This is a genomic window from Pseudomonas sp. S3_C06 (genome assembly GCF_054667675.1).
Window position 1 is genome coordinate 4,383,052 of the sequence record NZ_CP162747.1, and the last position, 25,777, is coordinate 4,408,828.

The window sequence follows — 25,777 nt, forward strand, 5'->3', positions numbered from 1 at the left end:
GCTCGCGATAGCGGTGAGTCAGTCGCCCAATATGTTGGCTGACACACCGCTATCGCGAGCAGGCTCACTCCTACATGGGTTACGCGTCAGGCCTTTACACCCTGCAATGGCGGCAACTTCGCCAGCTTCAACGCCACCAGCAGCGCGATCAGCAACAGCGCGCCAATAAACAAGCCGATGCCATTCCACCCGCCAAGATGCCAGAACACCCCGCCCGCCGTGCCGGCAATGCTCGATCCGGCGTAATAACTGAACAGATACAACGACGACGCCTGACCCTTGGCCTTGGTCGCGCGACGGCCGATCCAGCTACTCGCCACCGAGTGCGCGCCAAAGAAGCCAAAGGTGAAAATCAACATGCCGACAATCACCAGCAGCAGCGGCGTAAACATCGTCAACGCAAGTCCCGCAAACATCAGCGCAATGGTCGCCCACAACACTTTGCGTCGCCCCAGTTTGTCTGCCAGCGAACCAATCTTCGCCGAGCTGTAGATCCCCGACAGGTACACCACCGACAGCAAGCCAACGAACACCTGATCGAGGTTGTACGGCGCAGCCAGCAAGCGATAACCGATGTAGTTGAACAGTGTGACGAACGCGCCCATCAACACGAACGCTTCAAGAAACAGCAGCGGCAGACCGGCATCGCGAAAGTGCATGGTGAAGCCGTCGAGCAAGCTGCGCGGGTGCAGCGAGCGTGAGCGGAAGTTGCGCGATTCGGGGAGGATCTTCCAGAACACCGCGGCGGCGATCATCGCCAGACCGCCAATCACCAGCATCGCCGTGTGCCAACTGACGAAGTCGATCAGCACGCCGGTGATCAAACGCCCGCTCATGCCGCCAATGGCATTGCCGCCAATGTACAAACCCATCGCCAGACCAATGTGTTGAGGGTGAATTTCTTCGCTTAGATAGGTCATTGCCACCGCTGCCAGCCCACTCAACGACAGCCCGATCAGCGCGCGCATGATCAGCACACCTTCCCAGCTCGGCATCATTGCGCTGGCCATGGTGCACAGCGCTGCCGCGAACAGCGCGGTCACCATCACCGGTTTGCGTCCGACCCGATCGGAAATCGGCCCGGTGATCAGCAGCCCGATGGCGAGCATGCCGGTCGCCACCGAGAGGATCAGGCTGCTCTGCGCCGCATTGATCCCGTACTCGTGGGACAGCAGCGGCATCATCGGCTGTACGCAATACAACAGGGCAAACGTCGCGAAGCCGCCGCTGAACAGCGCTAGCACCGTGCGCATGAACATCGGCGTGCCTTTTTCAATGTAGATCTCTTGCAGCTCGGCGACGACATCTTCCGCCGCAGCAGGCGGGACTTCATGGGCTAGGGGCGCGACAGCAGTTTTCACTTCAGACCTCGGAGGGCACGGCCAGGCAGGCAATGAAAAAATCATATAGCTGGCTAATGTTTCTATCCAATATATTGTTCGACCTGTTTGATAGCTTTAAAGACCTAATGGGGTTTCCATGGAATTGCGTCATCTGCGCTACTTCATCGCCGTCGCCGAAGAGCTGCATTTTGGCCGCGCCGCACAAGTGCTGGGGATTTCTCAGCCACCGCTGAGCCAGCAGATTCAGGCGCTGGAGCAAGAGGTTGGCGCGCGGCTGTTCGAACGCACCAATCGTCGTGTCGAGCTGAGTGAGGCGGGGCGATTGTTTCTGGAGGAGGCGCGGCTGGTGCTGGCGCAGGTCGACAAAGCAGCGGATGTTGCCAGGCGTGCGCAGCTCGGTGAATTGGGCGAGTTGAAGATTGGCTTCACTTCGTCGGCACCGTTCAACTCGACCATTCCGCAGGCGATCTTTTCCTTTCGCCAGCGTTTTCCGGCGGTGCACCTCAACCTTCGCGAGATGAGTAGCACGCAAGTCGCCGAGGGCCTGGTGGATGAGTCGATCGAGGTTGGCATCATGCGCCCGCTGGGTTTGCCCGATTCGCTGAGTGTGGTGGAGTTGATGCGAGAGCCGCTGGTCGCCGTGCTCGGTTCCAAGCATCCATTGGCGCAGGGCAGTGAAGAAGGGCTGTTCCTCTCGGCGCTGGCGCTGGAGCCGTTCGTGTTCTTTCCGCGCAGCTACGGCAGCGGGCTGTATGCCCAACTGCTGAGTCTGGCGCGCGATGCCGGGTTCAGCCCGCACTTCGCTCAAGAGGCGGGAGAGGCGATGACCATTATTGGTCTGGTCGCAGCGGGGCTTGGAGTTTCGGTACTGCCGGCGTCTTATCAGCGGATGCGCATCGACGGCGTGGTCTATCGCCCGTTGCTCGATCCGGAGGCGGTGTCGGCGGTGTGGCTGGTGCAGCGCAAGGATCAGAAATCGCCGATGGCCAAGGCGTTTGTCGACCTTCTTACGCGCAAGGTTGAACCTTCAAAGGCCTGATTGCTGCGCAATTCAAATCGCGAGCAGGCTCGCTCCCACAGGGGAACGCATTCCAAGGTGGGAGCGAGCCTGCTCGCGAAGGCGTCGGCCCAAACATCACCGATTTCAGGGCAACCGCACCAAATCCCCCCTCAACGCCACCCGCGTGACAAAAATCCCCGCCCGGCACTCGTACGTATTCAAATCCTTGCGCACATGCTGGTCGTAATAGCTGACGATATTGACCACCGCATTCGCCCCGACCCGCTTGGCATCGGCCTGCAACTTGATCAGATTCGACTGCAACACCCACTCGCAGGAGTTGTGGTCACTCTTGTTGAAGCCGTTGGTCTTCAAATCACTGACCACCCCTCGGCGAAGCAACTGCTGCGTGCCCTGCGGCCCATTACCGAGCAGATAGAACTTCACACTGCCATCCAGCCGCCCGGCGCGAAGCGCATCCGACAGCACGGTTTCGAAGGGCATGTACATGAGGTTGGTAGCGTGGCTGGCGCTGGGCAGTAGCGCGAAAAGTGCGACGGCGATCAGGGCTTTCACTTGCATGGTCATCTCCTTGACGGTGAAAGAGAACCGCGAGTGCAGGGCTGATGGGCTCGCCGTTCCACCAGGCGCGGTGCGACGGCCTGTCCGGACGAGTGTAGAGCGGAAATGAGCAGGGCGCCGAATGGTGCCCTTGTGGCGAGAAAATTTATCCTCGCGTTATCGCGGATTTAAGGTGATTGCGATCTGGACTACGCAAGGTCAGTGCATTCCCTACGAAAACTTCAGAAGTGAGTGCCTTGTATGAATAACCTAAGGACGCTAATTTTCTTAACGCCAGAAAACATCAAGAAAAAACATGATCGAAAAATTTACGAAATGGGACTCTATCGATTATTTGAAAACTGATGAGGACTTGGTGACCTATCTTGAGGTTTGCCTGGATGAGGCAGGGGAAGATCTTCGGTTCATCGCCAAAGTGCACGGGACGCTTGCCCGTGCCCGCCTCAGGATGTTGGGCGACGCCCCAAAATGCTCCCGCAAGGGGCTTGTGAGACTCTGAGGATCCTGGGTGACCAGCCATCGCAGAGCCAGACAGGTAATCGGCGATGACAAGCCAACCTGTTTGTGAAAGGGCGCCGAATGGCGCCCTTTGTCGTTTCTACAATCCCATCAATCCACGTGCGCCAAATCCCCGCGCAGCGCCACGCTCGACACCACCAGCCCGGCACGGCACTGGAATTTTTCGGTGTCCTTGTACAGATCACGCTGGTCGACGCTGGCGATGTTGATCACCGCATTGGCGTCAGCTTTTTTCGCAGCGTTCTGCAGGGTGGCCAGCGCCGATTGCAGGGCCCAGAAGCAGGCGTCTTCGTCGGACTTGTTCGAGCCGTTGGTTTTACGGCTGCTGCTCACGGTGTCGAGTTTGCGCACCTGTTTTGGCAGCGTTTCGCCGGCCAGGTAGAACTTCACGCTGCCGTCGAGCAGGCCGGCGTCGGTGGCGCGTTTGACGCCTTCGCGGAAGCTCAGGTAAGTCGGCTCGTCGGCACCCTGTTTGATGATGCCTAGGTTGTTGACGGCTTCGATGTCCGGGTTGATCGACAGCTCTTTGAGCACGTTGTCGCGCAGGCGATTGACCCAGCGGTTGTAGTTGCCGTGGATCTTGCCGTCCTTGGCGTCGAGGCCGTAGCTGCTGCGGTAATCGATTTCAAACGAAGTCGGGGTGAACGGAATATCGACTTCGGCGTGATGACGACCGCGTACGGTGATCGCCGCTTTGATCATGCCCGGACGTACAGATTGCACGACCCACTGGCGATCGTTCAGCGCAGTGACGATGGCGCGGCTCATCTGTTGCTGGGTGAAGCCGAGGTTGGGCGAGAACTCTTCCTTGGCGTTGTAAACCGGTTTGCTGGTGCAACCGCCGAGCACAAAAGCCAGTGCCAACAGAGCGGCGATGCGGTGAAACTGAGTCATTCCCTTCACTCCAAAGGTGTTGCGGTCAGTGCCAGCGGCGGAAAATCAACGAGGTGTTGACGCCACCAAAAGCGAAATTGTTGTTCATCACATAGTCGTGATGCATTTGGCGGAATTCGCCGCGCAGGTAATCGAGTTTGCCGCAGTGCGGATCGACCTCGTCGAGGTTGAACGTGTGCACGTACAGGTCGCGGTTCATCATCTCGATGCTGAACCACGACTCCAGCGCGCCGCAGGCCCCGAGGGTATGGCCGAGGAAACTCTTCTGCGAGCTGATCGGCATGCGTTCGCCAAACAAACTGCTGGTTGCCAGTGTTTCGGCAATGTCGCCCTGTTCTGTAGCGGTGCCGTGGCCATTTACATAACCGATGGCCTCCGGCGTCAGGCCGGCGTCTTCCAGCGCCAGTTCCATGGCACGGCGCATGGTCACTTGTTCCGGGCGTGTGGTGTGCTGGCCGTCGGCATTGCTGCCGAAACCGACTATCTCGGCGTGGATGTGCGCACCACGCGCCAGAGCATGTTCCAGCTCTTCAAGGACGAGCATGCCGCCGCCTTCACCGATCACCAGACCATCGCGGCCCTTGTCATACGGGCGTGGACTGGTCTGTGGCGCCTCGTTTTTCAGGCTGGTGGCGTAGAGCGCGTCGAAGACCATGGCTTCGGTCGGGCACAACTCTTCGGCGCCGCCGGCGAGCATCAAGGGCAGGCGGCCGAACTTGATCGCCTCGTAGGCGTAACCGATGCCCTGGCTGCCGCTGGTGCAGGCGCTGGACGTCGGGATCAGCCGCCCGGTCAGGCCAAAGAAGATGCTGATGTTGGCGGCGGTGGTGTGCGGCATCATCCGCACGTAGGAGTTGGCGTTGAGGCCTTCGGCGACCGAGTTGAGCAGCATGTTGCCGAACGCTTTGATCTCATCGGTGCTGCCAGTGGACGAGCCGCACGCGACGCCCATGCGCCCGTCCTTGATCGACTCGTCACCGAGCAAACCGGCGTCAGCCAGGGCTTTTTCCGCCGCCCGAACCGCCAGCCGCGACACCCGGCCCATGCTGCGCAGCTGTTTGCGCGTCCAGTGGGCGGGTACTTCGAAGTCATCGATCGGCCCGGCCAGGCGCGTGTTGAGTTCGCTGAAGCGATCCCACTCGTCCATCCGGCGGATGCCGCTGCGATTGGCCGCGAAATTGCCGGCGATGGTCTCCCAGTCGCTGCCCAGCGAAGTGATGCCGGCCATGCCGGTGACGACGACGCGCTTCATCAGCACAAGCCTCCGTTGACCGCCAGCACCTGGCGGGTGATGTACGAGGCTTCCGCCGACATCAGGAAATTCACCGCACTGGCGACCTCTTCCGGGATGCCCATGCGTTGCGCGGGGATCATTTTCATCAATTCTTCCACCGGCACGTTTTCGTCGAGCATCGCGGTGTCGATCAGGCCCGGTGCGACGCAGTTAACCGTGATTTTGCGCTTGCCCAGCTCGATCGCCAACGCCTTTGCCGCGCCGATCACGCCAGCCTTGGAGGCGCTGTAGTTGACCTGGCCACGGTTGCCGATCAGCCCCGACACCGAGGTGATGCAGACAATGCGACCAGCAGCACGGCGGCGGATCATCGGCATCATCACCGGGTGCAGCACGTTGTAGAAACCGTCGAGGTTGGTGCGCAACACCACGTCCCAATCGTCGTCACTCAGAGCTGGGAACGCACCGTCGCGGGTCAGGCCGGCATTCAACACAACACCGTAATAGGCGCCGTGGCTTTCGACGTCGGCTTCCAGGATGGTTTTGCAGGTTTCGCGATCGGCAACGTCGAATTGCAGGATGCGCGCCTTGCGCCCCAAGGCTTCGATTTCAGCCTGAACGCCTTGCGCATCAGTCACGCCGCTGCGGCAATGCAGGACGATATCGTGCCCGGCCTGCGCCAGACGCAAGGCAATGGCGCGGCCGATGCCACGGCTGGAGCCGGTGACCAGTACGGATTCAGTCATCGTTCGACTCCTGTGTCTGTTGCAGATATTGGGATGGCTGGGGTGGGCGGAACACGTTCAGCCGCGCGCTGGCATGGATGCCGGCGCCGTGGATATGACATTCGAATACGCCCATGCCGTTGTCGTCTTCCAGCGAGCGCAGACCATGAATGGTCAGATCGCTACCGGCGGGAAACGCTTCGACGTTGCATTCGAACTTGCGCGTGCCGAGCAGGAACCCCAGCTCCACCGGATTGCCTTTGAGTCGCGCGTGGCAACCGGCAAACGCGGCGACGCTCTGAGCCATCAGTTCGACGCCGACCCACGCCGGCAGGCTGCCGTCGGGCAGGCTGAACAAGCCTTCGGGCTTGACCGTGAGGCGGGTGAAAATCTGCTCCTCGTCAAAGCTGAGGATGCTATCGATCAGAATCATGTCGCCGGCATGGGGCAGCAGTTCGGCGAGCGGCCAGTCAGTCATGGGGCGTCTCCGATAATCAGGCTGACGTTGTTGCCGCCGAAGGCAAACGAGTTGCTCATCAGGTAGCGGGGTGCAATGGACGTCAGGCGCTCGCTCGCGGTCACCCACTTCAGCGGCGGCAGCGCGGGATCGGCCTGACCGTCCCAGACGTGCGGTGGCAAGGCGTTTTCGGGATTTTCGACGCTCAGGCTCAACCAGCAAAACGCCGCTTCCAGTGCGCCGGCTGCGCCGAGGGTGTGGCCGGTCAGCGGTTTGGTCGACGAGCAGGCGACGCCTTCTGGGAACAGTGCGGCGACCGCCAGACTTTCCATGGCGTCGTTGTGCTGGGTGGCGGTGCCGTGCAGGTTCAGGTAGTTGATCTGCGTTGCTTGCAGATGCGCGCGGTTCAAGGCTTTCTGCATGGCTTGCAGCGCGCCGCGCCCGGTCGGCTCAGGGGCGGAGATATGATGGGCGTCGGAACTGGCGCCGGCGCCGAGCAGGGCAATGGCCGGGCCTTCGCCTTGCTGTTTGCTCATTACGAACAGCACTGCCGCTTCGCCGATGTTGATACCGCTGCGGTTGGCCGAGAAAGGATTGCAGCGTTCGTCGGACATTGCTTCCAGTGACGAGAAACCGTTGAGGGTCAGTTTGCACAGGCTGTCGACGCCACCGCACAGCACCGCGTCGCACAGGCCCAGATCGAGCAAGCGCTGGGCGCTCATCAGCGCCCGGGCGCTGGAGGTGCACGCCGTGGAGATCACATACGCCGGGCCGCTCAGTTGCAGCCAGTCGGCGAGGAAATTCGCTGGCGCGCCGAGTTCCTGCTGACGGTAATCGTACTCCGCCGGAAACTGTTGCTCGCGGATGTAATGCGCCAGACCACGGCTGGCCTCGTCGATGCCCGAGGTGCTGGTGCCAAGCACCACGCCGATGCGCTCGCGGCCATAGGTCTGGATCGCTTGATCGATGTCATCGCGAATCTGCTGTGCCGCTTCCAGCAACAGCTGATTATTGCGGCTACGCTGATCGGCGAGTTCTGCCGGGATCGGCGCCAGTTTGCCTTGCACGGCAGCGACGGGTAACACACGTTCGGGCACCCAGCCGGACTCATGGCGCATGCCCGAGCAGTCGCCAGCGAACAAATTGTGCGCCACTTGTTGTTTGTCGCGACCCAGCGAACAGATCACGCCGAGGGCATTCAGATAGGCGGTCATGGCGTCGGTTCACCCAGCGGTGCAACCCGATAGTGCGGGCCTTGGGGCAGGTTCAATTGAAAGCTCAACGGTTGTGAATAGTGAATATCCCAGCGCGCAGGCAGGGAGCGTTGCCCGGCCTGTACCTGCGCAGTGGGGTAATTGCGCAGTAGTTCACCGGACGGGGTCAGGGCGAACAACAGCGCAGCAAACAATTCCCGGGCTTCCGGGTTCGGCGGCAGCAGACCATCGGCTTGCCAGTGGCCGTCGATCAATTGCTGACGCGCCTGAGGGATGCCCAGCGGATCCATCATCGACCAGCGGATGCCGGGACCTTCGCGCTGGATCACCAACAGCCAGTCCTGGCGTTGTTCGGCTTGCTGGCGTTCGATGTGCAGTTGCAGCGGCAGGGGCAGCGTCGGGTTGCTCGCCGGCAACGGCGCCTGGCTGGCGCAGGCACTCAACAGAAGCATCACGCCGACCACAAAAAGTCGCCACACCGCGGACACTGTAGGAGTGAGCCTGCTCGCGATAGCGGTCGGACATTCAAAATACAGGTTGGCTGACCCACCGCTATCGCGAGCAGGCTCACTCCTACAAGGATTTGTGTACATCAGGAAACCTCTGCCAGAGGCTTGCGCGCAACGACATTCACCAACGTCTCTTCGCGCTGCCCGAACGGCTTGGGTTTGAGTAAGCCGAACCGCTCCAGCAAGCCAAAATCCTTCGACCGGCTCCACCACAGATACGGGTACGAGACATTCTTCTCGCCAAACTCGAAACCCTGCCCGCGAATCATCTGCAGATACTGCGCCGCACTCTTCTGCACGTGCATCGGATGGCGGAACAGCCAGCGAATCACCCACGTATCAATGTATGCCTCGGTGGACTCGGCGAACAGCAGATAGCCACCCGGTTTCAGCACCCGATAAAACTCGGCCAGGGCCTTTTCCTGCTCGACCAGATGATGAAAAGTCTGGTGGCAGAACAGCAGGTCAACGCTGGCGTCCGCTACATTGAGCGTCGCGCAATCGCTGCCGATCAGTTCCACGTCCAGATCCAGGCGCGTCGCTTCTGCGCCGCTCAATTCAAGGCTGTGCGGATCAGCATCAACGCCGATCAAACGCTGTGGCGCAAAGGTCTGGCGCAGATGGCCGAACGACTTGCCCTGACCGCAACCGGCATCCAGCAACACCGGATTTTCCGGCAGGGCGTCACTGAACAATCCGCGCAAATCATTGATCGCAACGCGCAATACATGATGCTGCCAGGTGTGACTGCGCAGGAACCAGAAACCGAAGCGGGTTTCCTCGACGTAGCTGTCGCTCAGATAATTCATGTGGCGTCCTTTGCACAGAGTTCGGAAATCATCTTCAAGCGGCGACGCGCTTCGCTGACGAACGGATTGCGCTCATCCCAGGCGTAACCGGCGAGGATGGAGCAGATCATCCGACGGATTTCCGCCTGACTGTCTTCATAAAAAATCACGTCTTGAAAAGTGCCGGCGTACCAGCCCTCGACGTAGCAGCGGAAGGTGTCAACGCCGCGCTTGAGCGGCTCGGCGAACTCGCTTTGCCAGTCAACCGTTTCACCCTGCAACTGACGGTGCAGAACGGCAGCGGCCATGCTCGCCGAGCGCATGGCGATGGTCACGCCGGAGGAGAACACCGGGTCGAGAAATTCCGCCGCGTTGCCGAGCAGCGCGAAACCCGGACCGTGCAGGGTTTTCACATTGGCCGCGTAGCCGCCGAGGGTGCGCGCCGGGGTGTCCCACACGGCATTGTTCAGCACGCCGGCAAGGCTCGGCGTTTCGGCGATGAAGCCGCGCAGGCAGGCATCCAGATCGCTGTCGCGACCCTTGAAATGTTCCTCGGCCGCGACCACACCCACCGAGCAGCGTCCGTTGCTGAACGGGATCGTCCAGAACCAGATATCGCGATGCTCAGGATGGGTGGTGACGAGGATCTTTTCGCGGTCGAAGGCCGGGTTGTCGATGTGATCTTCCACGTGGGTGAACACCGCCTGACGCACCGGGAAATTCGACGGTGCTTCCAGGTCCAGCAGTCGCGATAACACGCGACCGTAGCCGCTGGCATCGAGGACGAAATCCGCTTCGACGCGATACTCGCTGCCGTCCTCGCGGCGCACGTCGAGCAACGGTTTTGTCCGGTCGAAATCGACGCTGACGATGGCATCGCCGTAGCGGATTTCCGCGCCTTGCAACGCCGCTTGATCGGCCAGCAGTTTGTCGAAGTCGGCGCGTTGCACCTGGAACGTGGTCGGTTTGCCGCCGGTAAAAGTCTCAGCGAAGTCGAAGGCGCTGTAACGCTCGCCCCAGGCGAATGCGGCGCCGGTCTTGCGCTGGAAACCGGCGGCGTTGACGGCGTCGAGCATGCCGGCCTCTTCGACGAAATCCAGGCAATGGCTGAGCAGGCTTTCACCGATGGAAAAGCGTGGGAAGTGCTGGCGCTCGAGCACCAGCACATCGTGGCCCTTGCGCTTGAGCAGCGCGGCGGCGATGGCGCCGGACGGGCCGGCGCCGATGATCACGACCTGACGGGATTCCATTTCAACGATTGGCACGTGAACTCCGGGGCAAAGGATGTTGCAGATTCAATGGTGCGCGATGCAGACCGATCAGGGCCGGTAGCAGCGTCGCGATCAGGCCCATCAGCATCAGCGCGAAGTACAGCGCCGGGGTGATGAGTTGTTGTTGCAAGAGCAGATTGAGAAAGACGATTTCGCTGAGGCCACGAATGTTCAGCAGCACGCATTCACGCCAACGGCTGGCGCCTTCGAACGAAGCACCGGCCCAGCCGAGACCGAGCCAGTTGCCGAGCAGTTTACTGGCAATCGGCAACAGCAGCAGCGCCGCCCATTGCACCGCGCCGAGGCTGGCGAGGGCGCTGTGCACGTCGATCTGCACAACGCCGAAGGTGAGGATCAGCGGAATCGCCAGCCACGTTTGCAAGCGGCTCATCCAGCGCGCCGGCAACGGTAGCACCAGTGGCACTTTCAATGCGGCCATACACAGCAGATAACCGATGCCGAAGATCAACGCGTTGAGTTTGTAATGCTCGGCCATCACCAAAAGCGCAAAGAACCCGAGGCTGTAGGTCAGCGGTCGACGCACACGCAACAGATTCAATAGCAACGGCACACAGGCGAGACCCAGCGGCAGCAGCAGACTGCTCAGATGCAGACTGCCCTGGGCGAGGCCGAACAGCGTCCAGCAGGTCAGATCAATGAGGATCGCGGTCTGCACCAGGCGGCGCGTGGCGGCGGGCGGGTAATCGATGTGGCGCAGATACAGGTAGAGCACCGGGATCGCAGTAATCGCGAACACCAGGCCGATGGCCAGCGAGTTGAGCCACGGTTGCGCCGGCAGTAGCCAATAAGCCGCGGCAAGACCACAGGCGAACGGCACGGCGAAACTCGGCACGGCGATTTTCACACTCTGCCGATCCAGTTTCAGATCGATCACATCGCTGAGGATATGCCCGAGCAGCAGGGCGAAACTCAGGCTGTAGAGGTTTTTCAGCCAGTCTGGTGCGATCAGTTCTGCGCCGCTGAGCTGCCAGCCTGGCTCGATCCAGAAGTACATCAGCAGCGGCAGGCCGAAGCTCGCCAGCAGCAACTGACTGACAATCGGAATCAGACCGAAGTGGCGTCCGACGCGGGTGGCCACGGCAAACAACGCCAGCGCCATGAGCCAGAAGGCGACGACCATCATGCTGCCGGCTCCGCGACTGTCGCGGTGTGTTCGTGGCGTCCGGCCCACGGTGCGAGCATGAAGCTGAACGCCAGACCGAGGCTCACCGACAGACCGAAGTTGCTCACCGCCGGCGTGCTGGAAACCGCCAGCAAACCGAACGACAGCCACGTCGTCACAGCCGCCAGCAAGGTGCCGAGCAGGCTCACCGCCGCGCCGCCGACTTGTTCACGCATGAGAATCGCGTAATCAACGCTGATCGCCGTGACCAGCAGCAGGCCGAACAGGCTGAACAGGGTCAGTGGCTGACCGAGCCAGCCCAGACTGGCGAGGCTGCACAGCGCGGCGAGCAACGGCAGGGCGACAATGCGCAGCGCACCGCCGAGACCGAACGGCAGCATCAGCACCAGCACGATCAATGCGCAGGAAGCGAGTTTCAGTTCGGCAGCGCTGATCTGCGTCGCGGCGAAAACCTCGTTCAATTCACCGAGACGATCGACCAGCATCACCCCCGGCAAATCCAACGCCTGCACCCGCAGCAGCGCCGGGTTGTTCAGACCTTGCAGACTGGTCATTGCCGCTACGCCGTCTTCGGTCGGGCCGAGCCAGAGTGTGCGATATGGCTCGCCGAGCGGGCCGGCCAATGCTGCGTCGATGTCTTCGGCGGGCACGGTCTGCAACTGTTGCAGTTCGCTTTGCAGCGCGGCGAGCGGTACGCCGAGGTCAAGCAGTGGCTGCCAGTATTGCGGCAGTTTGTTCAGCGCCGCGCGCACTTGCTCTTGCTGATTCGGCGGGCTGACCAGTTGATCGAGGGCCAGATAGCCTTGCAGCTTGTCGAGGTTGACCAGTTGCTCCAGACGCTCGCTCAGCGCGGCCTGACGCTCGAGCAATTGCTGCTGATTGTCGGCGCGCACAAGGAAAAACTGGCTGGTCGGCTGATAGCCGGTGATGCGCGCGATGGCCTGCGCTTCGTCGGTCAGCTGTTGTGGTGCGCCGACCCATTGGCGGATGTCATTCTTGCTTTGCAGCTGCACCAGACCGCCCACACAGAAGGCGATCAGCAGCGCCAGCAACACCGGCGTGCGTACGCGTTCGAGGAGTTTTTCGCGCAGCGCGATCATGCGCTCGGCCAGGTGCAGAGGCCATTGCGCGGGGCGCAGTTCGACATTTTTCAGCAACGCCGGCAACAGGCACACCGCCGACAGATAGGCGCCGAGCAATCCAGCGGCGGAGAACACGGCGATTTGCGTCAGCGCCGGGAACGGCGTCCAGGCCAGCGCCAGATAGCCGATGGCGCTGGTGATCAGGCTCAGGGTCAGTCCGGAAAGCGTTAAACGCAACGCCGGCCAGCTGCGCCACGGCGTCAGGCTCCAGCTCTTCGACAGATAATGCAGCGGATAATCCACGGCCACGCCGATCAGGCTGGAGCCGAGCACCAGCGTCATCACATGCATGTGGCCGAACAGCGCCACACACGCCACCGCACCGAACAACATGCCGACCAGCACCGGCACGAACGCCAGCAACACCCGCCAGCGGCGAAACGCGAGCAACAGCAGCAACAGAATGCCGACAGTGGCCCCGCCGCCGACCCAGGTCATTTCACGAGTCGCTTGCTGCTGACCGTTGGCCGCGTACAGCAAACCGCTGGCAGCCAGCAGTTGCACGTCGGATTTCGCGGCCTGCTCGCGGCTGGCTCCCAGCAGTGCGGCGACTTGCAGCGGCAAGTTCATGTCGAAGGCGTTGCCGGTGGTGCGCGCGCGCAGCAGCACCCAGCTCTTGCCGTCGGCATCGGCAATCAGCGCGCCGCTGCCGATGTCCAGTTGCACCGAACCGTGCTGCGGCTGGCTGTTCTGGATGCGCCCGGTCAGGCCGAGCCAGTCGTCCTGGCTCGGCACCAGAGTGAAACCGTTGAACGGGTCGAACAACGCCTGCACGCGTTGCTGAATGAACACGTCGGGGTGTTCGATCAGCAGTTGTCGATCGTCTGCCGAGAGCATCGCCAGCCGCCCTTGCAGCAGTTGCGTGCGCAGCGCTGGCAGGTCTGCCTGCAGGTTCCATTGCACTTTTTCGAACAGACCACTGGCCTGCCATTGCTCGCCCAGCGTCTGCGCCATGGCCACCGCTTGCTGGCGATCGGCGTGGCCGACCAGCACCAGCATCTCGCGGTTGAGCGGTTCCTGCATGCGCTGCTCGGCGCGCTGTTCAAGAGCGTCCGGGTGAGTGCCAGGCACCAGTTCCATCAGGTTCGCCGACAGCGGCGCACCGTCGCGCCATTGCCAACCGGCCAGCGCGACGACCGCCAGCAGCAGGATCAGAAACAGCCAGGGCAGCCTGCGTTCACTCGGCAAAGTCATGTTGCTCCGCGTCACTCAACGGTTGACTGGCGTTGCTGTCCTGCATGCGCAGCACGGTGCTGTCGCCCTGGGTTTCCAGCAATTCGATGGTCTGCACCAGCGCGCCGCCGTCGATATTGATTTGATTGAACACTTGCTTGAGCAGCAGCGAGCGCGGGGTCAGGGTGAGTTTCCACTGTTGTGCATCGCCACTCAGCGCCAGTTCGAAATCCCGTTGCAGGCCGCTGCTGTCGCCTTGCAGCACGGCGAGGAACAAACGGTTCTGTTCAGCCCCGGCGCTCTTGTTCGGCAGCAATTGCCAGCCGTTGTCGTCACGACGGGCGATGCCTTTGGCGTTGATGCGGTAATCCTGTTGCAGCGGTGTTTTCAGCAACCAGAGCAGGCCGTGGTTTTTGGCGAGGACGAAGCTGCCCTTGCTGATCAGCGGCTGCGGCAGGGCGCGCAGGTGTTTTTCCTGAATGAACTGGCCGTGGATCACGTCCGGTTTCGCCAGTTGCGCGCTCAGTTGTTGCAGGTCGAAGGCGTTGGCCAGCGCTGACATCGTCAGCAGCGCCAATACGCTCAGGCTTTTAACCAAAACATTCATCGCAGCATCCTTTCCACGGCATCGGTGAAGACCTTCGGCGAAGCCAGCTGCATCTCGCGACTGCTCACGTCGACGGCGACCTGCACCGAGCTGGCGCGAGTCAGGCGTTCGCCGCTGTGCAGGTCGGTGATCAGGTAATTGATCTTCAGACGGTTTTCCCATTCGACCAGACTGGCGCGCACATTCAGGCGCTGACCAAACACCGCGCCGCGCACATAGCGCAGTTGCAGGTCGATGATCGGCCAGGCGAAGCCGGACTCGGCCATCTGCGTGTAGTTGTGGCCGATCATGTCCAGCAGCGCACAACGGGCGACTTCGAGGTATTTGACGTAATGGCCGTGCCAGACGACGTGCATGGTGTCGATGTCGAAGAACGGCACGAGGATTTCGGTGTCGGCGTGAAGCACTCCGGCGCTACGCATGCAGCCTCCAGTGTTGCGCAGCGATGCGTTGCAGGCACAGGCGCAGTTCGCCTTCCAGAGCGCGGTCTTCGATGACCGGCGGGAAGTCTTTGGCGAGTTCTTCGTGCATCGCCGCCAGCGATGGCGGCAACGGTCGGGCGTCTTCGGCCTGGGCGCGCAGCCACACGCCTTGGTTGGCGGCGAGCAGGGTGGCGGCGGCGACCTGTTCGGTCAGCTCCAGCACGCGGATCGCATCGCGGGCAGCGATGGTGCCCATGCTCACTTTGTCCTGGTTGTGGCACTCGGTGGAGCGCGAGAACACGCTGGCCGGCATGGTGTTTTTCAGCGCTTCGGCGGTCCAGGCGCTGGTGCCGATCTGCACGGCTTTGAAGCCATGGTTGATCATTGCGCGATCCGCCGGAGCACCGGACAGGTTGCTCGGCAGGCCGTGGTTGTAACGCTCGTCGACCAGCAGCGCGAGCTGGCGGTCCAGCAGGTCAGCGACGTTGGCCACGAGGTTTTTCAGGCTGTCCATGGCGAACGCGATGTGGCCGCCGTAGAAGTGCCCACCGTGCAAAACGCGCTCGGCTTCGGCGTCGATGATCGGGTTGTCGTTGGCGCTGTTCAGTTCGGTTTCGATGAACGAACGCAACCAGTTCAGGCTGTCGGCCAACACACCGAGAACGTGCGGGGCGCAGCGCAGCGAGTAACGATCCTGCAGGCGATGCAGCGGTGCGGTCGGCGCGTCGATCGCCAGATCCTTGCGCAGCCACGCGGCGACCTGCATTTGCCCAGGATGCGGTTTTGCGGCGAACAGGCGCTCGTCGAAGTGCTCCGGATTGCCTTGCAGTGCGACCACATTGAGCGCGGTGATGCGCGTGGCCAGTTGCAGCAGATAGTCGGCGCGGGCGAAAGCGAGGCAGGCGAGGCCGGTCATCACCGCAGTGCCGTTCATCAGCGCCAGCGCTTCTTTCGGACGCAGCACCAGCGGCGTCCAGCCGAGTTCGCGATGCACATCGGCCGCCTGACGGCGCTCGCCACGGAACATCACTTCACGTTCGCCGGACAAGGTCGCGGCGACGTAAGACAGCGGCGTCAGATCGCCGCTGGCACCGACCGAGCCTTCTTCGGGAATCAGCGGCAGGATGTCGTATTCGAGAAACGCGTGCAGGCGCTCCAGCAATTCCACGCGTACTCCGGAAACGCCGTGGCACAACGACTGCAAACGTGCCGCGAGCACCGCGCGAGTGGCTTGCGCATCAAGCAGTTTGCCCAACCCGCAACCGTGGAAGGTGTAGAGGTGACGCGGCAACGCTTCGACGTGATGCAACGGCACCGCGACCACGCAGGAATCGCCGTAACCGGTGGTCACGCCGTAGATCACGCCTTCCTTGTCCAGGAGCGAATCAAGGAACCGCGCGCCCTTGGCGATGCGCTCGCGATAGTCGGCGTCGCTCTGCAACTGCACGGGCGCCTGACGGTTGGCCAGGGCCAGCACGTCTTCGATGCGCAATGGGCGTTCGCCGAAGGTTACCGGCTCATGGGTTGGCGTCGTCATCGGTCTTCCAGAAAGGGTAAAAGTTGAACCATTGTTGCGGCGCTTCGAGGCAATAGTGACTCAGGCGCTGCGCATAGCGGGTGGCCCACTGATGAATGACCTGCTCGCGCTCGCTGCGCTTCCACACCACGGCGTCGGCGAAGGGCTCGAGGGTCAGGCGATAGTGACCGTCCGGTTGCTTGAGGCACATCAGCAGGTTGACCGGGCATTTCAGCAGACCGGCGAGCAGCCACGGGCCTTGCGGGAATGGCGCCGGGTGGCCGAGGAAGTCCACGGTCACACTGCGCCCGCCGTGCAGCGGCACGCGGTCGCCAGCAATCGCCAGCCACTCGCCGCGCTCCAGCCGTTCGTGCAGTTGCAGCATGATCACCGGGTCGAGTTCGCTGACCTGAATCAGGCGCAGATTGGTCGCCCCGGCTTCACCGAGCAGGCGATTGAATTGTTCGGCGTGCTTGGTGTGCACCAGCACATTCATGGTGACCTTTTCGCCGATCTCCGCCAGTGCGCGACAGACTTCGAGATTGCCCAGGTGCGCGCCGACCAGCAGTTGCCCGCGACGGCCGCGCAACTGGTTGCGCAGCAGCGCCGGGTCGATGATTTCGATTTGTTCGATACGCAGTTTGCCGTTCCACACGTCAAGCTTGTCGAGCATCGAATCGGCGAAGGCCATGAACTGGCCGAACACCCGCCAATGCGTCGGGCGCAAATCGGCGCGCTGACTCCAGTCGGCCAGGCGCTGCTGGTATTGCCAGGCACTGCGCCGTGCGGTGCGGCCGAACAGGAAAAAGTACAGAACGATGCCGTACAGCAATGGACTGAGCAGGCGTCGGCCCAAAACCTTGGCGGCGAACGCGGTGAATTTCATCAGCAGGAAACTGCCGCGCTCTTCACGGTCAGCCCAGTGCTTCTTGTCGGTCTCGCCGGTCATGCGCGCCACCGTCGCCAGAGGATCAGCGGAAAGCGCAGCAACATGCCAAGAAACAGCCGCGTATGCATGCTGGAAATCAGCGCGTTGTCGTGGAACAAGCGGAAGTGCGACACACCGTCCAGCGGGTAATGCACGCTGGTTTGCAGCCAGCGCATCGGCTGATTGCGCCACGACAGGCGCACGAGAATGTCCGAGTCGAAATCCATGCGTTTGCCGACTTTCGCCGAGTCGATCACCGCCAGCGTCGGGGCCAGTGGATAGACGCGAAACCCGCACATCGAATCGCGGATCTGCAGCGACAGCGTGTTGATCCAGACCATCACGTGGGTCAGGTAGCGGGCGTACAAACGGCCTTTCGGCACGCTCTCGTCGAACAGCGGATAACCGCAGATCATCGCCTCGGGATGGGCGCGCGATTCATCGACGAAACGGGCGACGTCTTGTAAGTCGTGCTGGCCGTCGGCGTCGACCTGCAATGCGTGGGTGAAGCCCAGCAGCGCGGCCTCGCGCAGGCCCGTCATCACCGCGCCGCCCTTGCCTTGGTTGGCGGTGAGGCGTACCAGATGCACGTTGTCGCGCTCGGCCAGAGCGTCGAGGACCCTGGCGCAAGATGGCGTGCTGGCATCGTCCACCAGAATGCACGGCAGGCCTTGCGCGAGCAGGGCGTCGACCACCGTGGTGATCGCGGTTTCGTGGTTATAAACCGGGATCACGGCGCAAGGGTTATGCATACCGACGATCCCTGTAGGAGTGAGCCTGCTCGCGATTGAGTGCGCAGCACTCACCAAGGTCAATCATGATCAACACCCAAAAGAATCCGCCCACTGGAGCAGGTCGCCGTGTCATTGCGATAGGCAAAATACAACTTGCGCCGCTCCGGGTCGAAACGCAGGTGCAACTGGATTTCATCACCGGGCCGAACCAGCTGCTGGAACTTCAGCACTTCCATCCCGGCAAACGGGCCGGTCAGATTCAGCAACTGCCGCCCAAGGTTCAGCGCCCATTCCACCTGCACCACACCGGGCAATACGGGTGCTTTGGGAAAGTGACCACTGAAATAAGCCAGATCCGGCGGCACGCTCAGTTGCAGACTCCATTCACCCTCGGTCTCGACCTGCGACAGCACTTGCGGCGCTTTCGCTCGCGGGGCAATCAGCAAGGCTTCGACATCGGCCTGCGGCAGCTTGCCCTGGCTGTTCAACGGCAATTGCCGCACCAGCCGCCAGCGGCGGGGCAGCGCCAGCGCTTCACAGTGCTGGCGCAAATGCTGGCGCAGGGTTTCGGTCAGACTGCGGCGACCATGTTCACGCAAGGCAAACAGACCTGACTCGCTGAGCACCAGCAGAGCGCCGAGAGAGGCGCGATTTTCCTGGACCACACCCAAGCGCGCTTCGGCGACCCATTCGTGGGCGACCAAGGCTTGTTCGAGCATGGGCAGCGAGATGCGTTTTTCTTCGAGTTTGACGATCCGGTCCAGCCGTCCGAGCAGTTCGAAGCGGCCATCGGTAGCGATACGCGCGGCATCAGCGGTGTGCTCGATGTGCCCGGCAGGCAGGTAAGGAGAGGCGATCAGCAGGGCGCCTTCGCTGTCCTGGCTCAATTCAACACCGGCGAACGGTTGCCACAGTTGTTCGCCCTGACGCCAGGCAATGCCGCCGGTTTCCGAGCTGCCGAGGATTTCCGTCGGCCATTGCTGCAAGCGTTGCTGCAGGCTCTGCGCGGCTTCAAGCGGCAACGCGCCACCGGAGGAAAACACCCGACGCACGGTGCTCAGGGCTGGCCAGTCGAGGTTGTCGCCCATGCGCTTGAGCAGCGCCGGGCTGGCGACCCAGGCAAAGGCCTGATGTTCGCGGCTGGCACGCTGCAAGTCCTCGGGAAACGCCAGTTGCTTGCGCACGAACGGGCGCCCGGCGCACAGCGGCCACAGCACGCGAAAGAGCAAACCGTAGATATGCTGGGTGGCGACGCTGCCGATGATGCAGGCCTCGCCGAGGTCCGCGCCCCACAACTGCTCCAGCGCTTCGACTTCGTTGGCCAGTTGGCGCAGGGTCTTGTCGATGCGCTTGGGTTCGCCGCTGGAACCGGACGTGCACAGGCTCAGACGGCACTGGTCGAGGTCCAGTTCGGCGCCGGGCAGCGGTGGCTGCTGAAAGTCGTTCAGTTGCGCGTCATCGGCTTGATCCGTCAGCCACAGATCGACTTCAGCGGACCAGCGCTGGCGGGTTTGTGGCTGCAGATCCGCAGGCAGCAGAACGCTGACGCCAGCGCGCCATGCGCCCAGCAAGGCGATGGCCAGTTCGGCGGCATCTTCCAGATGCACAGCCAGGCGCTTCACGCCTTGCGCTTGCAGACCGGCGGCAACGCTCAACGCCTGTTCGCACAGTTGCGCGTGATCGAGTGCCGGTGCGTGGCTGATTGCCCGTGCCGGCCCAGCCTTGAGCAACAGCTGCTCAAGTTTTATCCAGTTCATGTACGGCCTCTTACCCGTTGTCGTATCAGCCATTCAATGGCAAACATCAGGCCGATCAACCCATAGGAGATCAGGCCGGTGTACAACATCCACCAATTCAGCGGCGCCCACAGGGTCAGGAGGGCGGCGCACAAACCGTTGCAGAAGAAAAACACGCTCCAGGCCACCGTGACCTTGCGCGTATAGCGGATCGCGATGTCCGGTAGTTCTGGCTCGCGCAAGCGCGCCAGGCGCTCGACCATCGGCGGGCCGTATTTCAGGCTCAGGCTGAACAGCACCAGCATGAAACCGCTGATCAGCACCGGATACCAGCGCAGCAACAGCGGACTGTCGAACAGCGCCAGCAGCAGACAAAAGGCGATCGCTACACAGGCCATCCACAGGCTGCCGGGTTTGCGCTCGCCGGTCAGTGCCCGCGCCAGCCACAGGCTGCCCAGCAGCAGACCGAACTGCCACGGGGCAAAGTGCTCCATGCCGAAATACACCGCAAAGGGGTACAGCAGACCGGCCAGCAGCAGGCCGAGGCCGATCAGTCGGCTCATGCGGCCGGTTGAACCAGACGGTAGACCGCCTCGACCACGTCGCCAACGGTGCGCACCGACTTGAATTCTTCAGCGGCGATTTTCTTGCCGGTCTGGCGCTTGATGTGATCGATCAGATCGACCGCATCGATGCTGTCGATTTCCAGATCCTGATACAGGTTGGAGTCCAGGCTCACACGGGCCGGATCCAGTTCGAACAGCTCGACCAAGGCATCGCGCAGGGTGTTGAAAATGTCGTCACGAGTTTGCATGGTCCGGTCTCAAGCTGCCTGTTTTGCCGTGACGAAAGCCGCAAGGCTGGCCACGTTGGTGAAATGGTTGCGGGTGTCTTTGGCGTCGGCGTCGATTTTGATGCCGTACTTTTTCTGGATCGCCAGACCCAGTTCCAGCGCGTCGACGGAATCCAGGCCGAGGCCTTCGCCGAACAGGGTCTGCTCGTCGCCGATGTCGTCGGCGCTGATGTCTTCGAGGCCGAGGGCGTCGATGATCAGCAGTTTGATGTCACGCACCAGGCTAGGGGTGTTCAGATCGCTCATCTTCGGCGAGCTCCTTAATAAAGTAGGTGTGCAAATAATCGTTGAGCTTGCGCGAGGCTTGCGGGGCTGGCCCCTGCGCGGCAAAGGTCTGTGGGTCTATATCGGCCCCGACGCGAAAACTGAAGTGCACGCGGCGACTGGGGATCCGATACCAGGGTTCGGCTTTGGTCAGCGTGGTCGGGCTGACCTTGATGATCACCGGCGTGAGGATTTTCGCACCGCGCAGGGCTATCGCTGCGGCACCCCGATGAAAGGCCGGCGCCTGCCCTGGCTGAGTGCGGGTGCCTTCGGGAAAAATGATCAGGGTCTGGCCGTTTTGCAGGGACTCGGCAGCGGCATCAAGCATGTCCATGCTGCCGTCATTGCTGATGTATTCGGTGCTGCGTAATGGCCCGCGGGTGAAGGGGTTTTCCCACAGGGTTTTCTTCACCACGCAATTGGCCTGCCGCACCAGGCCGATGAGGAACACAACGTCGATCAGCGACGGGTGGTTGGCGATGATCATTTGTCCGGGGCGACCGAGACGTTCGGCGCCCTGAATGTCATAGGTCAGTACGCCGGTGCGGGCCATGAACCGCACGAAAAACCAGAACAGGCGGCTGACGGTCTGTCGCGCGCGCCGGCGGTGCGTAACGGCATCACCAGGCAGGCAGGCCAGCAGCGGAAACACCAGCACGCGCAGGCACAGTCCGCCAAGCCCGAACAGGGCGAAGCTTGCGGCGGTGGCCAGCAGGCGCCAGTAATAGGCATCGCGGTTTTTTTCGGTCACGGGTTGCGTTGCCAGGTCCATACACGATTTTTCCAGGCATGTTGGCAATGGGGTTGCTGGCCGAGCAAGGTTCGCAGCAGATTCAGCGCGTGAGGCCAGTGCGCTTTTGACCGTGTTTCTGTGGTGCTGTTCAGGGTCAGCCGCCAGTCGGTACCGGGGGTCAGCAAAAGACCGACTGCGTAGGGAAACGGCACATCGTCGATCCACGCTGAATACGCTTCGGGCGGTTGTTCTTCGGTAATGATCAGCAGCACCGCCGGTGCGCCTTCATCGAGCAGTGCCGCGGCTTCGAGCATGCCGTGTTCGAGACCGTCGCCGGCAGCGGCGAGGGCAGTCATTTCGCTGGTCTCGCCGCGCATGATCGACCACAGGCCGATGATCGCGTTGTGCACCGAGAGGCTGAACTGGGTCGGCGACAACGGCTGCTCGTTCGCCAGATCGCTGAGAATCTCGTAAGTACGTGGGGTTTCGCCGTGTCGCGAGACAAACACCAACGGCAGATTGTCCCGTCCGTCGGCCAGGGGCCAGCCCACGCTGAACGCCATGCGCGCCAGTCGACTGAGGCGGCGGCGCTGCATGGCCGGCAAAAACGACACATCGGGCGCGGCATCACTGCTCTGAAGCACGACCGGTTGTCGGCTCCAGGCCTGCCAGGCGTCCACGCTGTCGAGGCCAGGGGCCCACGCGCGCCATTGGGCGATGTTGAAGTTGATCACGGACATTCATCCCGCCCCTGCGGGCTTTCGTTGACGCGTTTAGTGGCCAAAGCCGCAGCAGACTTGACGTGGCGCTTGGCGCCGGGTGGCGCGCATTATCCCGGTGCGACGAGTGTGTAGCAAATGCTGGTTACATTTTGTGCAATGAAATGTACCGAGTGGTTCGCAAGAAAACTGTCATTTGGCCATTATCCAGATCGCCAGCGGCTTGTCTGTCGGGTTTCTCGCCGATCAGTGGTGGTTATCGCACTGTCTGTCCGCAGATATTTGCACCTGACTCTGTAGTCCATGTCCATGAAGGTAGCGAAGCGAGCGCGCGCGCATCTACACTCGGTCATTCTTTGATACACGGAGGTTTTGTCATGCGGCGCGTGGTGTTCAATCAGAAAGGTGGCGTAGGCAAATCCAGTATTGCCTGCAATCTGGCGGCGGTCAGTGCCAGCGAGGGTTATCGCACACTGTTGGTGGACCTCGATGCCCAGGCCAACTCCACTCAGTATCTGACCGGGCTCACCGGCAACGACATCCCGATGGGAATTGCCGACTTCTTCAAGCAGACGCTGTCCTCGGGGCCGTTCTCGAAGAAGAATCAGGCCGATATCTACGAAACCCCGTTCGACAACCTGCACATCATCACCGCGACCGGCGAGCTGGCCGACTTGCAGCCCAAGCTCGAGGCCAAGCACAAGATCAACAAGCTGCGTAAGTTGCTCGATGAGCTGTCCGAGGATTACGACCGGATTTACCTCGACACGCCGCCAGCGTTGAATTTCTATGCGGTATCAGCGCTGATTGCCGCTGATCGTGTGCTGATTCCTTTTGATTGCGACAGCTTTTCCCGTCAGGCCCTGTACGGCCTGATTGCGGAAATCGAAGAGCTGAAGGACGACCATAACGAAGGTCTGGAAGTCGAAGGCATCGTGGTCAATCAGTTTCAGGCCCGGGCGAGCCTGCCGCAGCAGATCCTTGACGAGTTGATTGCCGAAGGTTTGCCGGTATTGCCGGTGTACCTGACCAGTTCGGTGCGCATGCGCGAATCGCACCAGGCCAGCATGCCGCTGATCCACCTCGACCCGCGACACAAGCTGACCCAGCAATTCGTCGAACTGCATAATCTGCTCGAAGATCACTGATCTCCCGGATTGCACCCAACCTACCTGTGGGAGCGAGCCTGCTCGCGAAGAGGCCAGTACATTCAACATCTGTGTTGACTGACCGGACGCCTTCGCGAGCAGGCTCGCTCCCACAATTGGATTTGTGTGGTGTCAGATACCCTGGCTACGCAGCCACGCCATCAATTGCGGCAGCGGAAACGCACCACTCTGCCGTGCCACTTCCCGGCCGTTCTTGAACAGAATCAGACTCGGAATCGAGCGAATCCCCAACTGCGCCGACAACTGCTGATTCGCTTCGCTATCAAGCTTGGCCAAGCGACACTTGCCCGCGAGTTGCGCCGCCGCCTGCTCGAACACCGGCGCAAACGACTTGCACGGCCCGCACCACTCCGCCCAGACATCCACCAGCAACGGCAGATCACCCTTGATCTGACTGGCGTAATCGCCTTGCTTGAGTTCGAACGGATTGCTCAGCAACACGGCGGATTTGCAGCGTCCGCACTTGGGCTGGTCCGCAAGGCGCTCGGCGGGGATGCGGTTGAGGCCGTTGCAGGAGGGGCAGGGGATGAGGAGTGGGTCAGTCATATTCGGCTCGTTGGCGTTCAGCGTTTCGTACGACTTATCTGGAGCCGTAAGAACTGTTTATCAAGATGAGGCGCTGGCACTCAGGAAGAACAACTAATCTCCAAATGCTTGCCCCACTCCGGTGGCCGCTCGGCATAAGCCTCCATTCCCGCCTGCTCTTCAAACGGTTTGCTCAGCACCGCGTGCAGCCGGCGTACTTCTGAGTAATCCCCTTGCTCAGCCGCGTCGATGGCTTTTTGCGCCAGGTAATTGCGCAGGATGTACAGCGGATTGACCGCGTGCATGCGGGGGCGGCGCTTTACCTGATCGGCGTCGCCATCGCGGGCAACCCGGGCGACGTAGCGTTCGCCCCAGGCATCAAAGCCCTTGATGTCGACGAAATCGTCGCGCAAACGGGCGACGGCCTGTTCGGCTGATTCTTCACCGAGTCGGCGGAAGAACAGCGTGTAGTCGACGCCGCTGTTCTGCATCAGTTGCAACAGGTCTTCCAGCAGCTTCTGGTCATCGTCCTCGGCCGTGGTGAAGCCGAAGCGGCGGCGCATCAGGTCGAGGTAGTGCGCCTGAAACAGCGGCAGGTACAAGCCGAGGGTTTCGCGCAGGGCTTCGACGCTGATGAACGGCGTCAACGCCTGAGCCAGTGCACTGAGGTTCCACTGGCCGACCGGCACCTGATTGCTGAACGAGTAACGCCCCTGATCATCCGAATGGTTGCAGATGAAGTTCGCGTCGAAGTCATCGAGGAAGGCGAACGGGCCGAAGTCGAAGGTGATGCCGAGGATCGACATGTTGTCGGTGTTCATCACGCCGTGGCAGAAACCGTAGGCCTGCCATTTGGCAATCAGTTCGGCGTTGCGCTCGACGATCTCGCGGAACATCGCCAGATACGGTTCCGGTTGCTCCAGGCACTCAGGGAAATGCATCGCCAGCACGTGCTCGCCGAGTTGCTTCTGCTGTTCTGGACGCTTGGTGTAGTAGAAATATTCGAAGTGGCCGAAGCGGATATGGCTTGGCGCCAGACGCAGGACCATCGCTGCGCGTTCCTGCTTTTCGCGCCAGACCGGGGTGTCGGAACCGATCACGCACGCAGCGCGCGACGAGGGGATGTTCAGCGCGTATAGCGCCTCGGAAGCAAGGAACTCGCGGATCGACGAACGCAACACCGCACGACCATCACCCATGCGCGAAAACGGCGTTTGCCCGGCACCCTTGAGGTGCAAGTCCCAGTGCTCGCCGGCCGCGTTGTACACCTCACCCAGCAGCAGGCCGCGACCATCGCCCAGTTGCGGCGTGTAGCCGCCGAACTGATGCCCGGAATAGACCATCGCCCGCGGTTCGGCATCGGCCCACAGCTTGTGGCCGCCGAACAGTTCGGCGAATTCCTGGGTTTCAGCGGTCGCCGGGTCGAGATCGAGCAAGGCCAGGGCCGCCGGGCTGGCGACGACCAGACGCGGATTGTCGATCGGCTCGGGCAGCACGTGAGCAGAGAACGCATCGCCCAGGCGGGCGAAGCGATTATCGAAGGTCAGTTCGTCGAGGGCTTTCAAGGGCCGGCTCC

28 protein-coding genes are annotated in these 25,777 nt (G+C 61.6%); 3 read left to right on the plus strand and 25 right to left on the minus strand.

Annotation, left to right across the window (positions count from 1 at the left end; all coding sequences use genetic code 11):
• Positions 1-86: 86 nt before the first annotated feature.
• Positions 87-1,361, minus strand: coding sequence for an MFS transporter (locus AB4N44_RS19515; RefSeq protein ID WP_460107938.1), 1,275 nt, complete (start codon positions 1,359-1,361; stop codon positions 87-89).
• Between the two features lie 118 nt (positions 1,362-1,479).
• On the opposite strand from AB4N44_RS19515, the gene AB4N44_RS19520 reads away from it, so the two are divergent.
• The gene (locus AB4N44_RS19520; protein ID WP_016983863.1) at positions 1,480-2,382 is read left to right on the plus strand and encodes a LysR family transcriptional regulator; all 903 of its coding nucleotides are present in this window, start codon (positions 1,480-1,482) and stop codon (positions 2,380-2,382) included.
• 105 nt (positions 2,383-2,487) lie between these two features.
• Here the strand turns inward: AB4N44_RS19520 and AB4N44_RS19525 are convergent, their stop codons facing one another.
• Positions 2,488-2,925, minus strand: coding sequence for an excinuclease (locus AB4N44_RS19525; protein ID WP_150750139.1), 438 nt, complete (start codon positions 2,923-2,925; stop codon positions 2,488-2,490).
• A 295-nt stretch (positions 2,926-3,220) separates the two neighbouring features.
• On the opposite strand from AB4N44_RS19525, the gene AB4N44_RS19530 reads away from it, so the two are divergent.
• Positions 3,221-3,424 carry a helix-turn-helix domain-containing protein gene (locus AB4N44_RS19530; RefSeq protein ID WP_316917500.1) on the plus strand — a complete coding sequence of 68 codons (204 nt, stop codon included), beginning with the start codon at positions 3,221-3,223 and terminating at the stop codon, positions 3,422-3,424.
• Positions 3,425-3,534: 110 nt separating this feature from the next.
• On the opposite strand, the gene AB4N44_RS19535 is transcribed toward AB4N44_RS19530, so the two are convergent.
• The 21 genes from AB4N44_RS19535 to AB4N44_RS19635 form a co-directional block, all read right to left on the minus strand.
• Positions 3,535-4,338 carry a hypothetical protein gene (locus AB4N44_RS19535; RefSeq protein WP_038360091.1) on the minus strand — a complete coding sequence of 268 codons (804 nt, stop codon included), beginning with the start codon at positions 4,336-4,338 and terminating at the stop codon, positions 3,535-3,537.
• Between the two features lie 25 nt (positions 4,339-4,363).
• On the minus strand, positions 4,364-5,590 hold the full coding sequence (locus tag AB4N44_RS19540; protein ID WP_460107934.1) for a beta-ketoacyl-ACP synthase: 1,227 nt from the start codon (positions 5,588-5,590) through the stop codon (positions 4,364-4,366).
• Positions 5,590-6,318: a 3-ketoacyl-ACP reductase FabG2 gene (locus tag AB4N44_RS19545; RefSeq protein WP_460107932.1), complete on the minus strand. Its 729-nt coding sequence runs from the start codon at positions 6,316-6,318 to the stop codon at positions 5,590-5,592. The genes AB4N44_RS19540 and AB4N44_RS19545 overlap by 1 nt, the downstream gene beginning before the upstream one ends.
• Positions 6,311-6,775 (minus strand): hotdog family protein, encoded by a 465-nt coding sequence (locus AB4N44_RS19550; protein WP_316917501.1) that lies wholly within the window; start codon positions 6,773-6,775, stop codon positions 6,311-6,313. The genes AB4N44_RS19545 and AB4N44_RS19550 overlap by 8 nt, the downstream gene beginning before the upstream one ends.
• Positions 6,772-7,968 (minus strand): beta-ketoacyl-[acyl-carrier-protein] synthase family protein, encoded by a 1,197-nt coding sequence (locus AB4N44_RS19555; RefSeq protein ID WP_460107930.1) that lies wholly within the window; start codon positions 7,966-7,968, stop codon positions 6,772-6,774. The genes AB4N44_RS19550 and AB4N44_RS19555 overlap by 4 nt, the downstream gene beginning before the upstream one ends.
• Complete coding sequence (locus AB4N44_RS19560) at positions 7,965-8,420, minus strand: hypothetical protein (protein ID WP_460107928.1); 456 nt, start codon at positions 8,418-8,420, stop codon at positions 7,965-7,967. The genes AB4N44_RS19555 and AB4N44_RS19560 overlap by 4 nt, the downstream gene beginning before the upstream one ends.
• A 140-nt stretch (positions 8,421-8,560) precedes the next feature.
• Positions 8,561-9,286, minus strand: coding sequence for a class I SAM-dependent methyltransferase (locus AB4N44_RS19565; RefSeq protein WP_460107925.1), 726 nt, complete (start codon positions 9,284-9,286; stop codon positions 8,561-8,563).
• Positions 9,283-10,530, minus strand: coding sequence for an NAD(P)/FAD-dependent oxidoreductase (locus tag AB4N44_RS19570; protein WP_160037946.1), 1,248 nt, complete (start codon positions 10,528-10,530; stop codon positions 9,283-9,285). The genes AB4N44_RS19565 and AB4N44_RS19570 overlap by 4 nt, the downstream gene beginning before the upstream one ends.
• On the minus strand, positions 10,517-11,680 hold the full coding sequence (locus AB4N44_RS19575; RefSeq protein WP_460107923.1) for a cation:proton antiporter: 1,164 nt from the start codon (positions 11,678-11,680) through the stop codon (positions 10,517-10,519). The genes AB4N44_RS19570 and AB4N44_RS19575 overlap by 14 nt, the downstream gene beginning before the upstream one ends.
• Complete coding sequence (locus tag AB4N44_RS19580; protein WP_460107921.1) at positions 11,677-14,016, minus strand: MMPL family transporter; 2,340 nt, start codon at positions 14,014-14,016, stop codon at positions 11,677-11,679. The genes AB4N44_RS19575 and AB4N44_RS19580 overlap by 4 nt, the downstream gene beginning before the upstream one ends.
• Positions 14,000-14,602, minus strand: a complete 603-nt coding sequence (locus AB4N44_RS19585) for an outer membrane lipoprotein carrier protein LolA (RefSeq protein WP_150750131.1) — start codon at positions 14,600-14,602, stop codon at positions 14,000-14,002. The genes AB4N44_RS19580 and AB4N44_RS19585 overlap by 17 nt, the downstream gene beginning before the upstream one ends.
• Positions 14,599-15,024: an acyl-CoA thioesterase gene (locus AB4N44_RS19590; RefSeq protein ID WP_150775534.1), complete on the minus strand. Its 426-nt coding sequence runs from the start codon at positions 15,022-15,024 to the stop codon at positions 14,599-14,601. The genes AB4N44_RS19585 and AB4N44_RS19590 overlap by 4 nt, the downstream gene beginning before the upstream one ends.
• Positions 15,017-16,561 (minus strand): HAL/PAL/TAL family ammonia-lyase, encoded by a 1,545-nt coding sequence (locus AB4N44_RS19595; RefSeq protein WP_077570462.1) that lies wholly within the window; start codon positions 16,559-16,561, stop codon positions 15,017-15,019. Before AB4N44_RS19595 ends, AB4N44_RS19590 begins: the two co-directional genes overlap by 8 nt.
• Entirely contained in the window at positions 16,542-17,489 is a 948-nt protein-coding gene (locus tag AB4N44_RS19600; RefSeq protein ID WP_150775535.1) for an LpxL/LpxP family acyltransferase, read from the minus strand. The genes AB4N44_RS19595 and AB4N44_RS19600 overlap by 20 nt, the downstream gene beginning before the upstream one ends.
• The gene (locus AB4N44_RS19605; RefSeq protein ID WP_150775536.1) at positions 17,486-18,220 is read right to left on the minus strand and encodes a glycosyltransferase family 2 protein; all 735 of its coding nucleotides are present in this window, start codon (positions 18,218-18,220) and stop codon (positions 17,486-17,488) included. The genes AB4N44_RS19600 and AB4N44_RS19605 overlap by 4 nt, the downstream gene beginning before the upstream one ends.
• 59 nt (positions 18,221-18,279) lie before the next feature.
• Positions 18,280-19,959 (minus strand): AMP-binding protein, encoded by a 1,680-nt coding sequence (locus AB4N44_RS19610; RefSeq protein WP_460107918.1) that lies wholly within the window; start codon positions 19,957-19,959, stop codon positions 18,280-18,282.
• Positions 19,956-20,501 (minus strand): COG4648 family protein, encoded by a 546-nt coding sequence (locus AB4N44_RS19615; RefSeq protein ID WP_093430103.1) that lies wholly within the window; start codon positions 20,499-20,501, stop codon positions 19,956-19,958. The genes AB4N44_RS19610 and AB4N44_RS19615 overlap by 4 nt, the downstream gene beginning before the upstream one ends.
• Complete coding sequence (locus tag AB4N44_RS19620) at positions 20,498-20,752, minus strand: acyl carrier protein (protein ID WP_064388843.1); 255 nt, start codon at positions 20,750-20,752, stop codon at positions 20,498-20,500. Before AB4N44_RS19620 ends, AB4N44_RS19615 begins: the two co-directional genes overlap by 4 nt.
• Before the next feature lie 9 nt (positions 20,753-20,761).
• A complete protein-coding gene (locus tag AB4N44_RS19625; protein WP_116029224.1) occupies positions 20,762-21,037 on the minus strand; it encodes a phosphopantetheine-binding protein in 276 nt (91 codons plus the stop codon).
• Positions 21,015-21,827 carry a lysophospholipid acyltransferase family protein gene (locus tag AB4N44_RS19630; protein WP_127925551.1) on the minus strand — a complete coding sequence of 271 codons (813 nt, stop codon included), beginning with the start codon at positions 21,825-21,827 and terminating at the stop codon, positions 21,015-21,017. Before AB4N44_RS19630 ends, AB4N44_RS19625 begins: the two co-directional genes overlap by 23 nt.
• Entirely contained in the window at positions 21,803-22,528 is a 726-nt protein-coding gene (locus AB4N44_RS19635) for a beta-ketoacyl synthase chain length factor (protein WP_127925552.1), read from the minus strand. The genes AB4N44_RS19630 and AB4N44_RS19635 overlap by 25 nt, the downstream gene beginning before the upstream one ends.
• A 356-nt stretch (positions 22,529-22,884) precedes the next feature.
• On the opposite strand from AB4N44_RS19635, the gene AB4N44_RS19640 reads away from it, so the two are divergent.
• A complete protein-coding gene (locus AB4N44_RS19640) occupies positions 22,885-23,655 on the plus strand; it encodes a ParA family protein (protein ID WP_460107914.1) in 771 nt (256 codons plus the stop codon).
• A gap of 132 nt (positions 23,656-23,787) precedes the next feature.
• Here the strand turns inward: AB4N44_RS19640 and trxC are convergent, their stop codons facing one another.
• Positions 23,788-24,222: a thioredoxin TrxC gene (gene trxC / locus AB4N44_RS19645; RefSeq protein ID WP_316917507.1), complete on the minus strand. Its 435-nt coding sequence runs from the start codon at positions 24,220-24,222 to the stop codon at positions 23,788-23,790.
• 80 nt (positions 24,223-24,302) lie between these two features.
• Positions 24,303-25,766, minus strand: a complete 1,464-nt coding sequence (gene selO / locus AB4N44_RS19650; protein WP_460107912.1) for a protein adenylyltransferase SelO — start codon at positions 25,764-25,766, stop codon at positions 24,303-24,305.
• Positions 25,767-25,777 lie beyond the last annotated feature (11 nt).

Bases quoted from the DNA above. Each gene is read 5' to 3' on its own strand.
- AB4N44_RS19520 (WP_016983863.1), top strand. From the start codon at position 1,480: ATGGAATTGCGTCATCTGCGCTACTTCATCGCCGTCGCCGAAGAGCTG.
- AB4N44_RS19525 (WP_150750139.1), bottom strand. From the start codon at position 2,925: ATGCAAGTGAAAGCCCTGATCGCCGTCGCACTTTTCGCGCTACTGCCC.
- AB4N44_RS19530 (WP_316917500.1), top strand. From the start codon at position 3,221: ATGATCGAAAAATTTACGAAATGGGACTCTATCGATTATTTGAAAACT.
- AB4N44_RS19535 (WP_038360091.1), bottom strand. From the start codon at position 4,338: ATGACTCAGTTTCACCGCATCGCCGCTCTGTTGGCACTGGCTTTTGTG.
- AB4N44_RS19540 (WP_460107934.1), bottom strand. From the start codon at position 5,590: ATGAAGCGCGTCGTCGTCACCGGCATGGCCGGCATCACTTCGCTGGGC.
- AB4N44_RS19545 (WP_460107932.1), bottom strand. From the start codon at position 6,318: ATGACTGAATCCGTACTGGTCACCGGCTCCAGCCGTGGCATCGGCCGC.
- AB4N44_RS19550 (WP_316917501.1), bottom strand. From the start codon at position 6,775: ATGACTGACTGGCCGCTCGCCGAACTGCTGCCCCATGCCGGCGACATG.
- AB4N44_RS19555 (WP_460107930.1), bottom strand. From the start codon at position 7,968: ATGACCGCCTATCTGAATGCCCTCGGCGTGATCTGTTCGCTGGGTCGC.
- AB4N44_RS19560 (WP_460107928.1), bottom strand. From the start codon at position 8,420: ATGCTTCTGTTGAGTGCCTGCGCCAGCCAGGCGCCGTTGCCGGCGAGC.
- AB4N44_RS19565 (WP_460107925.1), bottom strand. From the start codon at position 9,286: ATGAATTATCTGAGCGACAGCTACGTCGAGGAAACCCGCTTCGGTTTC.
- AB4N44_RS19575 (WP_460107923.1), bottom strand. From the start codon at position 11,680: ATGATGGTCGTCGCCTTCTGGCTCATGGCGCTGGCGTTGTTTGCCGTG.
- AB4N44_RS19580 (WP_460107921.1), bottom strand. From the start codon at position 14,016: ATGACTTTGCCGAGTGAACGCAGGCTGCCCTGGCTGTTTCTGATCCTG.
- AB4N44_RS19585 (WP_150750131.1), bottom strand. From the start codon at position 14,602: ATGAATGTTTTGGTTAAAAGCCTGAGCGTATTGGCGCTGCTGACGATG.
- AB4N44_RS19590 (WP_150775534.1), bottom strand. From the start codon at position 15,024: ATGCGTAGCGCCGGAGTGCTTCACGCCGACACCGAAATCCTCGTGCCG.
- AB4N44_RS19595 (WP_077570462.1), bottom strand. From the start codon at position 16,561: ATGACGACGCCAACCCATGAGCCGGTAACCTTCGGCGAACGCCCATTG.
- AB4N44_RS19600 (WP_150775535.1), bottom strand. From the start codon at position 17,489: ATGACCGGCGAGACCGACAAGAAGCACTGGGCTGACCGTGAAGAGCGC.
- AB4N44_RS19605 (WP_150775536.1), bottom strand. From the start codon at position 18,220: ATGCATAACCCTTGCGCCGTGATCCCGGTTTATAACCACGAAACCGCG.
- AB4N44_RS19610 (WP_460107918.1), bottom strand. From the start codon at position 19,959: ATGAACTGGATAAAACTTGAGCAGCTGTTGCTCAAGGCTGGGCCGGCA.
- AB4N44_RS19615 (WP_093430103.1), bottom strand. From the start codon at position 20,501: ATGAGCCGACTGATCGGCCTCGGCCTGCTGCTGGCCGGTCTGCTGTAC.
- AB4N44_RS19620 (WP_064388843.1), bottom strand. From the start codon at position 20,752: ATGCAAACTCGTGACGACATTTTCAACACCCTGCGCGATGCCTTGGTC.
- AB4N44_RS19625 (WP_116029224.1), bottom strand. From the start codon at position 21,037: ATGAGCGATCTGAACACCCCTAGCCTGGTGCGTGACATCAAACTGCTG.
- AB4N44_RS19630 (WP_127925551.1), bottom strand. From the start codon at position 21,827: ATGGACCTGGCAACGCAACCCGTGACCGAAAAAAACCGCGATGCCTAT.
- AB4N44_RS19635 (WP_127925552.1), bottom strand. From the start codon at position 22,528: ATGTCCGTGATCAACTTCAACATCGCCCAATGGCGCGCGTGGGCCCCT.
- AB4N44_RS19640 (WP_460107914.1), top strand. From the start codon at position 22,885: ATGCGGCGCGTGGTGTTCAATCAGAAAGGTGGCGTAGGCAAATCCAGT.
- trxC (WP_316917507.1), bottom strand. From the start codon at position 24,222: ATGACTGACCCACTCCTCATCCCCTGCCCCTCCTGCAACGGCCTCAAC.